Annotated in this window: 9 protein-coding genes; 3 read left to right on the top strand and 6 right to left on the bottom strand. The window is 28.4% G+C overall.

The annotated features are described in order from the left end of the window. Positions 1–138: 138 nt before the first annotated feature. The 4 genes from ACXYRP_RS02850 to ACXYRP_RS02835 all read right to left on the bottom strand — a co-directional run bounded on the left by ACXYRP_RS02850 (position 139) and on the right by ACXYRP_RS02835 (position 7,590). Positions 139–333: a DNA cytosine methyltransferase gene (locus tag ACXYRP_RS02850; RefSeq protein ID WP_458615174.1), complete on the bottom strand. Its 195-nt coding sequence runs from the start codon at positions 331–333 to the stop codon at positions 139–141. A gap of 84 nt (positions 334–417) precedes the next feature. Beyond that, positions 418–939, bottom strand: a complete 522-nt coding sequence (locus ACXYRP_RS02845; RefSeq protein ID WP_458615173.1) for a hypothetical protein — start codon at positions 937–939, stop codon at positions 418–420. 14 nt (positions 940–953) lie between these two features. Then, positions 954–7,397 carry an SGNH/GDSL hydrolase family protein gene (locus tag ACXYRP_RS02840; RefSeq protein WP_458615176.1) on the bottom strand — a complete coding sequence of 2,148 codons (6,444 nt, stop codon included), beginning with the start codon at positions 7,395–7,397 and terminating at the stop codon, positions 954–956. Between the two features lie 61 nt (positions 7,398–7,458). Beyond that, a complete protein-coding gene (locus ACXYRP_RS02835; RefSeq protein WP_458597949.1) occupies positions 7,459–7,590 on the bottom strand; it encodes a hypothetical protein in 132 nt (43 codons plus the stop codon). 296 nt (positions 7,591–7,886) lie between these two features. Here ACXYRP_RS02835 and deoD point away from each other — a divergent pair, with 296 nt between their 5' ends. Genes deoD through deoC form a run of 3 tightly spaced genes read left to right on the top strand, consistent with a single transcriptional unit; the run spans position 7,887 to position 10,553 of the window. Next, on the top strand, positions 7,887–8,591 hold the full coding sequence (gene deoD / locus ACXYRP_RS02830; protein WP_458597947.1) for a purine-nucleoside phosphorylase: 705 nt from the start codon (positions 7,887–7,889) through the stop codon (positions 8,589–8,591). 1 nt (position 8,592) lies between these two features. Then, complete coding sequence (locus ACXYRP_RS02825; RefSeq protein WP_458615172.1) at positions 8,593–9,888, top strand: thymidine phosphorylase; 1,296 nt, start codon at positions 8,593–8,595, stop codon at positions 9,886–9,888. Between the two features lie 2 nt (positions 9,889–9,890). Beyond that, positions 9,891–10,553: a deoxyribose-phosphate aldolase gene (gene deoC / locus ACXYRP_RS02820; RefSeq protein ID WP_458597944.1), complete on the top strand. Its 663-nt coding sequence runs from the start codon at positions 9,891–9,893 to the stop codon at positions 10,551–10,553. 56 nt (positions 10,554–10,609) lie between these two features. On the opposite strand, the gene ACXYRP_RS02815 is transcribed toward deoC, so the two are convergent. After that, complete coding sequence (locus ACXYRP_RS02815) at positions 10,610–11,368, bottom strand: hypothetical protein (RefSeq protein WP_458597942.1); 759 nt, start codon at positions 11,366–11,368, stop codon at positions 10,610–10,612. A gap of 1 nt (position 11,369) precedes the next feature. Continuing rightward, positions 11,370–13,367, bottom strand: coding sequence for a S8 family serine peptidase (locus ACXYRP_RS02810; protein WP_458597940.1), 1,998 nt, complete (start codon positions 13,365–13,367; stop codon positions 11,370–11,372). Positions 13,368–13,777 lie beyond the last annotated feature (410 nt).

The following is a 13,777-nucleotide window of genomic DNA, read 5'->3' as shown; positions in this document are numbered from 1 at the left end:
TTATAGAAAGTATAAGAAACGAAATTACAGGATTTAATTTCGAAGAAGGTTGAACGCTTTTTAATGATTACTGTGAAACAGTAAGAAAAAATTATTAAAAAATTCGTTTTTGCCTATGTTTAAGGCTTAAACGATTTTTTAATACATTAAAGTGGGAAATTCAGGTGGATCTGTAATGTCTTTAACATAAGCATCTTGGTTAAAATTAAGATTATATGTATCTAGTGCAGGTTTTCAAAATTCTACGGTGTCTGTAATCACAAAACCATTTTTTACAAATCCATATGTTAATCCACCACAACCAGCAAATAAATCAAGTAATTTCTTATCCATAATTTAATTATATCTTAATGCTACTTATAAATACATAATTATTAAAAATATTAAAAAAACAAGGATATCAATCCTTGTTATTATTTATTTATGTTGCTGCAAAGCAGCAGCTTGCGCTTGTAAACTTTGGATGCCGGCATAAATTTGGAAAAGAACTGAAACAATGTTTTGTGGGACCACATGTTTTGACCCTGGTGTAAGTAATGCTTTTGTATAAAAGTGCATTACCTTAGTGAGAGTGCTATAATCTCCACCTGTTGGGATTAGATTCATAATATCTTTTACAAAAGTATTTAACTTATCTAAAGTCTCTTTGTTGTTTAAATTATTAGTATTTTTGGATGCATTAGAAACTATAAATCCCGGTGCAATCACAGCTAAAAAGTTTGTAAGAGCTTTTTGTAAATCATCTTTGGTATATTTTTTAGTATCTTGTGCTACATCTGCTAAGGTTATTTGTGGAAGAACATGTTGATTAAAAATATCATCAGTTTGTTTTGGTTTTGGCTTTTGTTGAACTTGTTGTGTGCAAGCAACAGCAAAAGCAACAGAAGAAATAGTTATACTACCAAAACTAAGATATCATCATAATTTTTTAACTTTCATAGATTCCTTTCGGATTATTTAGCAGTTCCTTGTCAACCTAAATATCCTTTTTCGATTGCTTCTAACAACACATCCTTCATTTTTTTATTGCTAATATATTTATCATTTTGATTACCGTGATTGTTATAGAAAATGTAGTTGATTAGCAAGTTCTTGTCATATTTGGTAGCAGAGTTATTGTTGGTACCTCAAAATGAAGTAGATTTAGTCCCAATAATATAAGTATCATCAAAAATACTTGGATTTGTTTTTGAAGTAGCTCCAATAGCAACTTTTTTATCATTAGTTAGTTTGTCTCAACTAGATTTAGAATCCTTAGTTGCGGCAGCATTAAATGCTTTTCGTAAACCATCATTTCAGTAACCTTGAACATCATAATTACTACTATTTCAGAAGGTTGCTCCTGTTACACCAGCACCATCATGAATTCATCATAATATCAGCGCAGAAAGTCTAAATAAGAATTTATATTCTGGATTATTCTTTTTGTTATTATTTGTATAGTCAAAAGAATTATCTGCTGATTTTTTAATCATCTCTTTAAATGCTGGTTCAGTTAACACAGCAACTAAATCTGAAACACCGGATGCATTTTGTAGAATTTGAGATATTCCACCTGTTTCAAAACCATATGATTCATCTGAATTATCATTTTTAGATACATCCTCATTGCTTGGTTGGTTGCTTGAGTTTGGTGATGCACCTTGTACATTTTGTGGTTTTGCAGGTTGTGCCGGTTTAACCTTAGTAAAGTTATCAATAAACTTATAAATTCCTGTTTTATTTTCACGACTAGATGATTCAAATAATCTGTTTACTAAGGTTATATAGTTAGCATCACCGATTGAATCAACAAGCGCTTTAAGTAAGTCTTTTTGTGCAACAATTTTGGTTAATGATATCTTCTTTTTATCATCAGTTAATATCATATATAAAGCACCATCCATGATTGCACGTTTTACTTTATTAGGATTATGATCCTTACTAAAGTCAATTGCCTTGATGTTATCATAAATATGTGTAATCATTTTTGATAATTCATCTCTTTGAGCAAGTTGTTTCATTAAGTTGGTTAAAACAGTAGTAAATAAAGTTAAATCACTTTCATCGTTTAGAGCAAAACCTGCTTTTTTAAGCGATGCGATTAATAATTGTGCAAGTCCTTTTGGAAGTCTTGGGTCAGGATTTTTAAGTACACTCTTTAATCATTCAGTGAATTTAGTTTTAAATTGTTCTGATTTACTTGATTTAAACAAGGTATTTAATGCACTTCATCAATCGCTGTTATTATTATATTCAGTTGCACGATCGATAAAGTCGCTAAGAATTAAATTGATTAAATCACGGATATTAGAGTCTTTAAGTACTAGAGCGAATGCATCATTGATAAATTCTGGTCCAGTGAGTTCACTTTGATTTATAAAGAAAGAAGAAATGTTGATTGATTTAATAAATGTTTTGGTTTTTTCTTCGTTATTTAATAAGTTACTTACAATCGCATGGAACAACTCTTTAGCACCATCTTTGTGCTCGCTGATAACTTTATCATTAAGAACTTTCTTAAATAAATCAAAGTGCAAGAAATTAACATTAGTTTTGATGTTGTTGGTAAAATTGGTTACAAAGGTTGCTAAATCACTACTATTTTTAACTGAATCAACTGCTGCTGATAATATTTTATCAAATACACCTGTGCGATCAAATAATCCATCAAAATCATTAGCGACTGCATCGATAAATGTTGTTATATGATCAGTTTTTTGGATATTTAAGTATGTTATTACATTATTGATAATTGCTTTAATTACGACTTTTAGATCATTTGAAGATAATGCAGTTTTTAATACAGATTTAATAGCATCTTTAAAACTAGTTTCATTATTTGATTCATTTAGATATTTTTTAATAACATCTAAAACAGATTTAGCATCTTTAAAGGTGTCATTGTGATCGATGAAGTATTTGACGATATTAACAATGACTGTCTTTAGTCCATTGACTCTTAAAGCAGAATTAATAATTGTAGTGAATTGTTCTTTGTTGATAAGGTTATTGTTGACAAAGGTTTCTAGGTAACTTCCGAATGTGTTTCATAAGATTCCACCAAAATCAATTTGATTAATAAGAAGTTCAAATCCATTTTCAAGGAGTTTACTAAAGATGTCCTTGTTATCACCTTGTTTAAGTTGTGGTAGAGCAAGCATATTATTGAGCAATTGAATGAATTTTGCTTCATAACTTGGATCAGAAGCAAATACCTTAACTTGCTCTAATCATTTGTTAAATAATACACTTAATTCAATTTGTGTACCGTTGGTTGATAGCAGTTTTACAAGTCCATCGATAAAACTTTGAGAAAGTTTTAAAGTTTTGTCAGTTACACCGAAGGCATCAATTAATAATTCAGTAGCTTTTTCTTGTTTTGATGCATCGATGTTTTTGAATATCGATGCATAAGATGTTTTATTAATTTGTTTTACTAAAACTTTTGCCAAAAGTTGTTTGAAATTGTTAGATGTATATAATTTTGCAAAAATATTTGTTAATATAGATTTAATTGCATCTTGGAAAGGTTGTGAAGTAAAGATTTTTTGCACCAAATCTGATCGACTTGTAAAAGTTTTAAAGGTATCAAGTCTTGATAATAAATCATCAATAGCAGCAAAAATTTGAGTTTTTAAACTTGAATCATTAATTATTTCTTTTGTACCTTCTTTAAGTAGGTGTAAATCAGCTCCTAAATTACTTAAACTTTGTTTTTGTTCATCGGTTAATGCTTTATCAAGAATTTGATCAACTCATGCTTGATTTTTAATAAAATCGTTATATAACTTCTCTAAAATAGAATTTTTAACAACATCTCTTAGTGCATCTGTGAATGTGTTGAAGTTAGTAAATTTGCTTGTGTTGTCTAAAATATATTGTATAGTGCTATCTAAAACTGATACAAATTCATCGTGAGTTAATAATGCATTTATGCGTTCTTTTAGTTGTTCCTTGGTTAAATTAAATAATGTATCAGGTAAGAAAGTTTCTAAAACATATGATAAATCTTGTGTTTTGAAAGTATTAAAGAACGAAATAAGTAGTTTTCTAAATTGATCTTTATGTTCAGAAATAAATGGTGTTTCAATAACTTTTTTTCAAAATTCATAGTCTTTGAAGTTAATAACTTTTGAAATTTCACTAAAAATATTTCAAGCAATTTGATCAACGTTTTCTGATTCAGAAAGTCCTTTGATTGCTGCACTAGCAACTTGTGGAAAGTTTTGCATCTGATTTAGTAAATCTACTAAACTTGGATAAAGTGATTGAAGTAAATCAAGATACTCATCTGCGATGTTGTAGTTATATCTACGAGCAAATTCGCGAAGAAGTTTTGCAACTGTATTTGGTAGATGTTTTGCTTGTGCCTGTGGAATCAAAAGTGGTGCAAGGTATTTATTTAGGATGTTTTTAAAGTCTGCACTATTTAATAATATGTTAGTAATATCCCTAGGGCCATTTGATTTATCAAAAAGGTTAGGATTTAAAATTATTAATTTAATTATATCTTCTAAGAAATTTATACCTTGCTGAGTTTGTAAATATGATGTTAATAATGGAGTTACTTCGTTGGAATCTAGATAAGGTTTTGCTGCATCCTTTGATAATAAATCTTTTAAAGCAGGAACAATATTTTTAGCAAAGATACCACGTTTATTTAGTTCATTGAAAATAACTTTAATAATTGCTGCCGCAGCATCAGAATTTTGTGAGATTCAAGGAGCAGAGATTAATTCTTGAATTTTTTCACTTGGTAAGCTGGTAAATTTATCTTTGATTACATCAAAGACTTTTGATGGAATTTTTGCAAATTCATCAAAAGGATTGTTTGATGTTTTAATTTCTGAAAGACTTTCTCCGATCACATCAATTATGTTTTGGGTAAATTTGTTATCATTGATTCATTTTAGGATGTGTGTAATTAAATCGTTAATAAATTGACTAATTTTTGGATCTTTGCTATTTAATCCAAAAGTTTGTATTGATGTTGAAAACGCATCAATTAAAACATTAGCAAAATCTGGATCATTAATAATGTTATTTAAAACAGCATTAATTGAATCTTTGTTGCTATCATAAGGAACACGTTTTACAATTTCTGTAACTATATCAGTGAAATTATTAGCATTATCTCAAATATCCACATTATCGATTATTGCATCTACACTTACATCTAAAAGTGTATGTATTTGTGGTTGCTTAAAGATCAGTTGAACTAATTTTGCTACAGCATCAGATGAAATGTATTTAGAAACCTCTTTCTGCTTGTTAATAGTTTTGACAATTTCTTGCGAAATTCTTGCTAAATTATTTTCATCTAATGCATTTTTAACTACTTGTTTAGCAAAGTCCTTGTGATTTTTGAATAAATCTGATTGAGCTACTCTTTTGATTATGCTAAATAATATTGTTGGGTTTCCAGTTGTAGTAAATTTATCATAAACCTCTTTGATTGCATTGGTAAATAAATCAGGAAGTTTGATGTCACCTACAGTTTTAAGATGATTTAATACTGATAAAGTTACTTCATCAAAGACTTTAAATTCACTGTTTACATTGGTAATTAAGGCTAAAAAGTCGGATACAACAGATTCAACTTGTTCAGAAGTGATATTCTTATCAATTTGTCCTTTCTTAAGGAAATTGTAAATAATTTCAGTAGTAATTTTCTTAAGTTTCGGATTTGAAAGAACTTCAATAAGGAGATTATTTACATTAGCTGTAATTTGTTGATTTTGATTTTCATCACTAAATAAAGCACGAATGATATCAGGTAGGGTTTTAACTTCAGTGAATTTACTTGGATTTAAGATAAATGAATCGATTAATAAATCTATTAAGTTTTTAAGGTATTGTGATGAAATAAATGCTTGCGAAAGTTGATTTAAATCATCTTTTGTGAAGTTAAAATCACTTAGATTTTCTTGTAATTTAGAATTTAAAAATCCTGAAATCTTGTCTTTGAAAACACTTAAAGAGTTTTTTAAGATTGTTTTTAAAGCAACAGCGAGCTGATCTTTGTGTTCTGTTACTAGTTCACTTTGTGAAAGCGAAGCAATTAATAAAGCAAGGTTTTCAATATTGAAGACTGCATCCTTAAATACCGGAGCAACTTTATCTAAAGTTAATTGTCCCTTTGCACGCAGTTCTGAAAGAGCAGATTCGGTGTTATAGATTATGTTTTTAATTGTTTTAGCATTAATAATAGTATCAATAATTGAATCTTTACCATTTTTTCCACTGCTAAGTTTTTGATTCAATAAGTTAATTAAAAGTCCGTTTGGATCAAGTTGTTTATAAGTAGAATTAGTAGCTAAGAAGTTAAACGCATCTTTAGCACCTTCAAGTAAGTCGTTAGTTAACTCACCGATTCTGGTGCTAAAGTTAGAAACTTTTCTTTCGGAAGCTACTTCTTGTTCTTGTTTAGTGCGAGTTTTTAAGTAAGCATCAGTGTTAAAACCAAGAACTTTAGCATTCGATTCCTTTACTTGAATTTCATATTTAGCAGTATCAGCATCTAAGTTTAAGTATTGTTGTGAAAAATCATAGTTTTTATAATCATTAACATTTAATGATGGATTAGTTATCTTAAGATAAATATCCATTGCGATTTTTTTGTAACCAAAGATATTAGGGTGAATATCAAAGAATAAGGTAGTAAACTTAGTTACATTATGATTTCAATAATCAGCATTAACTGCTTGAATGAAGTTTATATTAGCACGTTTTGCGGCCTCTTTAAGTCCGTTATTAAGGTGGTTAATAAGAAAATCAAATGGTGAAATATCAAAATTACCACCTAATAACTTATTAACATAATCCCTTAAAATATTAGCCATTCCAAACATCGGGGTTGGATAACTAATAATATTGATGTTTGCATTTGGGGCAAATGTTCTAAGGTTTGAAACAAAAGTTAATAATCTTTTTTGTGTTTCTCTTAATGCATCATTAAGTAATTTGGTAAAAAATGCTACGACATCAGCAGCAATTGCTTGTTTTGCTAAGTATTTTTTAACAATTTTTACAACATCATCTTTGGATGCTTGTTGGAAAAGTAAAAACAACATATCATTAGCAGAAAGTGAGAATGTAACTAAGTTAGCATCCTTTAATTTTGCTTTAACTTTTTGTGCATATGTTTTTCAATCCTTACCAAAAATTGTAATTTCATTCTTATTTTCATATGGTATTCCACTTTGATAAGGGATATTAAATAAACGAAGTCAATCTAGTAATCTTGAACCAGAAATAGCGAAGTTTTCAAAGTCATCTACACGATTATTCTGGTTTAAAAGTCTCGCTAAATAAGCAGGATATGAAACACCAGAGATGCTTCCATCTGCTTCTTTTTTACCAGGATATGATCTTAACAATGTTCCATCAAATCCTTCTGTAATTGAATCACCAATTGCAACATATCGAATTTTTTCATTCGCTGGAATAAAAAAATCAGATTTATCACGCTGCGATTTAACTATTAACTGAGCTGAATGGGGGGGGGAGATGCTCGCTTGAATTGCTTGGTGAAGCTGTGCAAGAAGCAGTTATAGCAGTTGCTGTAAGCAGCGCCATTCCACCTGTAAATAAAAATCTCTTTTTCATAAATGTTCCTTACTATCATTTTTTAATGATTAAGTGCTGTGTCAAGCACATTTAAAAGACTAATTATATTTAATCTTTTTTAAATGTGCCTTTATTGGACAAATTTTACCTTTTGCAGTATATATAATATAAATATGTTCCACATTCTTGTTTCATAAAAATAAAAAATATAATTTTTCTTCAATTTTTAAGAAAACATTTTCATAATAATATTATACTATAAAATAAGATAATATTTTAAGAAAAAATCAATAGTGATAAAATTATTATAGTAATTTATCATATAAGGAGGATTTATGACACCACACATTAGAGCAGCTAAAGAGGATATTGCTAAGACAGTTATTATGCCTGGTGACCCTTTAAGAGCTAGATTTATCGCAGAAAAATACTTAGATCCAGGTTATAAATTAGTTAACTGAATCAGAAATATGTTTATGTATACTGGAACTTATAGAGGAAAACCTGTAACAATTGCAGGAAGCGGAATGGGTTGTCCATCAATTGGTATTTATTCTTATGAATTATTTAAATTCTATGATGTAGATCGCATTATAAGAATTGGGTCTGCAGGAGCATATAAAGAGGATTTGGGTTTATATGAAGTTGTTTTAGCAACTGAAGCATATGCAGACAATAATTCGTTTAGAAAACTTGTTTTAAACGAAAATGATCACATTGCTAAACCAAGTTTTCAATTAAATTCCGAAATAGAAAAGATTGCTTCTGATTTAGGAACTAAAATTAATAAAGGAAGAGTACATTCATCTGATGTATTTTATACATCTGTACCACTTAAAAAAAGAATTGATGTATCGGGTGCCCTTTGTGTAGAAATGGAATCATATGCATTATTTACTAATGCACAAGCAACAGGTAAACAAGCGGCATGTTTGTTAACAATTAGTGATAATTTAATTACTCACGAAGAAACAAGTGCAAATGAACGTCAAAATTCATTTACAAAAATGATGGAAATTGCTTTAAAATTAGCGAGATAAAATGCGTGTAGTTGATATTATTGATAAAAAAAGACGCAATTTAGAACTTAATGAAGAAGAAATTAAGTTTTTAATTAACTCTTATGTAGATGGAAGTACACCAGATTATCAAATGAGTGCATTTTTAATGACAGTTATTTTTAATTCAATGACTACTAAGGAAACTGCATTAATGACTAAATATATGATGCATTCAGGTGAAGTTATGGATTTATCTATGATACCTGGAATTAAGGTAGATAAGCACTCTACTGGTGGAGTTGGAGATAAAACTACATTAGCAGTTGCACCTATAGTTGCAGCTTGCGGAGCACCAGTAGCAAAAATGAGCGGAAGAGGACTAGGACATACAGGTGGAACTGTTGATAAACTTGAATCCATCCCTGGTTTTCACATCGAATTAACTTATGAGCAATTTATTGAGCAAGTTACAAAACATAAAATCGCCATAATCGGACAAAGTGCTAAATTAGTTCCTGCTGATAAAAAATTATATGCATTAAGGGATGTAACTGCAACTGTTGAATCTATTCCATTAATTGCATCATCAATTATGTCTAAAAAACTTGCAACAGGAGCTGATGCAATTTTATTAGATGTAAAATGCGGGAATGGTGCATTTATGAAAGATTTAGAAAGTGCTAAGGAACTTTCTAAACGGATGATTGATATTGGTAAAGAGTTAAATGTAGATGTAAGAGTTGAAATAACTAATATGAATCGGCCAATTGGAAGAGAAATAGGGAATAAAAACGAAGTTTTAGAAGCAATAAAAACTTTGCAAGGACAAGGACCAGATGACTTTAATGAACTTGTTTTTTCTTCTTGTGCAACCATTTTACAACAAGCAAAAATAGCTATTAATGAAACTGATGCATTGCAAAAAATACAAAAAGTGATTTCAGATGGAAGTGCATTAAGAAAGTTTTATGACTTTGTGCAAGCACAAAATGGTGATGTGAATAAGTTGCAAAGTGATGAGTTTTGAAAACCTAAATACCAATTACATGTGTTTAATCAAATCGATGGATATATGGAAATTTTTGATAGTTTAACATTCGGTATCGTAGCTATGAAACTTGGTGCCGGAAGAAAAACCAAAGAAGATAGCATAGATTTTGAAGCCGGAATCACAATTCATAAAAAAACAAATGAATTGGTTCGTCCAGGATATAAACTTTTCACCCTATCTTCATCAAAACCTATTGATCCAACCCTTGTAAATGAATTAATGCAAGGATATCGGATTAATAAAACACCCGTAGAAAATAAAATAATTTTAGATAAAATGAGGTAAAAATGAATTATAACAAGATGATTGATCATACTTATTTGAAAGCAGAAGCAACCGAAAAAGATATTAATAAACTTATTGATGAAGCCAAAAAATACGGATTTAAAACCGTATGTGTGAATTCATCATGAGTTAAGTATGCTTCTGAAAAATTGCAAAAAAGCGATGTAGGTATTACCAGTGTTATAGGTTTTCCACTAGGAGCAATGATAACACAAGCAAAGGCACAAGAAGCAAAACTTGCAATTGATCATGGTGCTGATGAAATTGATATGGTAATCAATGTAGGTCGCTTTAAACAAAAAGATTATGAATATGTTTTAAATGATATTAAGAAAGTTAAAGAAGTATGTGGAAATAAAATTTTAAAGGTTATTATCGAAACTGCTTTATTAACAGAAGAAGAAATTAAAAAAGCTACAGAAATAGTGCTAAAATCTGGAGCAGAATTTATTAAGACATCTACTGGATTTAGTTTTCGTGGAGCGAATTTAAAAGATATTGAATTAATGAAATCTGTAGCAGGAGACAAATTACAAATCAAAGCAGCAGGCGGAATTTCTTCATTAGATGACCTGATTCAAATGCATCAAGCAGGGGCATCGCGATTTGGAACATCTAGATCAGTTGCGATAGTAGAAGGAAACCAATCAAAATCAGGATATTAAAGCAAAATCAAAGTTTATCAAAATAAGAACATCATAAAAATGTTCTTATTTTGATTTTATTCTTCCTTGTATAACTTTTTAAGGTATTCGTAAAAATCTTTGTTTTGTTCTAGGTTCATTAAAGGGGAAATGGTTATAGTATCGGATTTATTAAGATACTTTACTTCCATTTTTAAGTATTTAATCCCTACATAATGAGGTATATTTATTACAAATCCTAAGTCATCTGAGTCAACTATATTGAAATGTAAATTTGTTTTATTATTATTTTTATAATCGGCAACAAGAGTACTCTTTTGTGTAGCATGACTGACTCAACTTTCATATATTAACAAATTTTTATTTTTAAAGAACTCACTTATATCTTGGTTATCCAAAAAGGTCTCTTGAAACTTTTCTCGGTTCATTTTTTCTAATTTTTCTTCTGTTAATGTATTTACATCAAAACTAAGATTCGTAACAAAATGATCTATATGATAATATTTTTTGATATATTCTAATGTAAATTTATTTAAAAACTTTTCTTTTAATTCATTTTCGGAAGTAATAATTTCATATCTATTATTTAATAAGTATTTAAATTTACCGTTATTTTCTTTATTATCTCTTCATAAATCTGAAAAGTATTCATCATAAATTGATTTAATACCATTTTCGTTGTTATATTTATTAATTAGGGAACGAAATTTTTCTATATCTTCTAAATTATATTTCTTTTCTACTTTAACATCTGATGTTTTAGCAGTAGAACAGGCTGTCATAAAGAAAATCAAACTAGAAGAAAAAGGAAAAAAGATTTTTTTGAACTTTTTCATCTTATTTGTCCTGAACTGTATATGTTAATGCTAAACTATCATCGATTGAATTATCAAACAATGCATCAGAATATTTTTTAACTTTCAAGCGGTATGTACCTGACTCTGCTGTTGTATATTCTAATATTTCATCATTTGATTTAACTGATGTTATACTTTTTACTACAAATCAATTTCCATTGCTATCTTTTTTCTCTAGATATAAATCGTAGTCTGAAAATAATTTATCTTCTTGCTTAGTATTGACTGTTTTTAGATTAAGTCTTTGGTTATCTATATGAGTATCATATCATTCTGCTTTTTCTTTGCTTAACCTTGAACCTTCGATGGAATTAGCTATTACTCCACCAAGAATCCCTAGAAATCATCATCAATTTACATTCGCATTATATGTTGGTAAGTTCTCTGTCGATTTTAGTAAACCAGAATTGAATAATCAAGAACTAGCACCTTTGATTTTTTTACCTGATTGCACATAAAATTCTTTTGTTGATAGAACAAAATCTTTATCCGATTTTGACACCTGCTTTGTAACTAAGTTATTTGAAGCAACTAACATATTTTCAAAATCTATTATTCCTGAACCATAGACAGTTGAATATCCGTTTGACTTATACTCTAAATTATTAACATTTGGTTTTCTTGAAGAAGCACCTATAATGGCTTTTATAGCTTGTAATCGGTTTTTATCATTATCTAAAAATGTTTTTTCTCTTAGCAGAGTTGAGACTAAACCAGTGACTACTGGTGCAGCAAAACTTGTACCATCAACACCAAATTTTTCTCAAATACCATTTTCGCTTTTATGTCATCTTCTATATAAATATCCTGGAGCTACAACATTAGGTTTTGAAAGATTTGTATACTTATCCGGTAATAAATAATTTGAATATTTAGCAATTGTTTCAGTCGGTTTATCTGTTTGCTGGTTATAATCTAATGCACCTACAACTATGTCATTAAAAGAGAGTAAATCACCATTTATTCATTCATTTTCTGTTTGTTTTTCATCATTCCCGTTACCAGAAGAAAAAATATTTACAACTCCATATTTTCTTGATATGTAATCCAAAAATAAATTATTTTCATTGTATGTTCTTCTATATTCATCTTTTTCTGGTCCATAGCTATGGTTTATAACTCTAACACCGTTTTCTTTAACCATTCATTCTATGGCTGTTTGTCATTGAGAATCATTAATAAATGTAGAAAAGAAAAGTTTTGAATATCTATCATAACCACGATCACCTACAGCAACATTTGAAACTTCATTAGCATGATGTCTATAATTTGAATTTGATACATTATAAAATTTAATCCCAAACTTTTGAAAATTTTGTAATTTTCCTTCATCTATCATACCATTTCATTCTAAAACACCTATATTTCCTACATTATTATAATATCTGTTATCTTCTCTTTCTTTTTGTTTTTTGAAATTGACTATTTCTAAATCTTTTGTATTATCTACTGTTATATCACGATCGAAATACACATCCCAATCTGTTTTATTATTATAAGATAACCGCTTATTTTGTATTTCATTAGGGAAAATTATACCTTTATAAATTTCTTTTTCATCTATAATGCTTTTAATGAAATTTTTTCTTTGAATTTCATCATCAAAATAAAATCAAACAATTGGCATCATCGAACTTATTTGATATTTTTTAAAATTTAATCTTTTCTTTTTAATTGCTTCTATAAATTCAATGTTTTTATCTTTTACCCAATTTTCATCATAAACAGAATTAGGTTTTTCATCAAAGTTTAATAAAAGTTTTAATTCAAAATTATTATTTACAGCAACATTTCTCACTGAATTGAAAAGTTCACCATTTTTATTTATACGAATTTCAACTTTTTTACTCTGATATTCAAGATATCAAGGTTTTTTATTTATTTTTGTTGTATTTGTTAAACCAATTGCAGCAAAAGTTACAATAGAACCAAAAAATAAGGTTCCAAAAGAAATAATTTTTTTAATCTTTTTTTTCAATATAATATCTCCTTATCATAATATTTTGTAAGAAATTAATTAAGTATACGATTTCTTACATTTTTATTTTATAATAAATGAGAAAAAGAGTTTAGAAAATGATATAAAAAGTTATTTAAACTCTTTATATCTGCAAATTTTATGGAAAAGAAATATGCATTTATACTTATATAAATACTTTAACCCAACACCTTTTTAATAATTTATTTTGCTTTGTTATTCATTGCAAGTTCTTTTTTATAATTAATTCTTTTTATCTTTTCTAAATCATTTTTAGCATAAATAGCATTTAAATAAGCAAATAAATAGTTAGATGATGCTTTATTAAACTCGCTAGCATCAGCAGCATCGTACCTCCAGTAAGAATCTAATTTAACATTTCTAGTAATTTTGAAATATTGTTATTTGTG

This window comes from Mycoplasma sp. 5912 (genome assembly GCF_054353835.1).
This window is presented reverse-complemented; position numbering and strand designations above follow the sequence as displayed.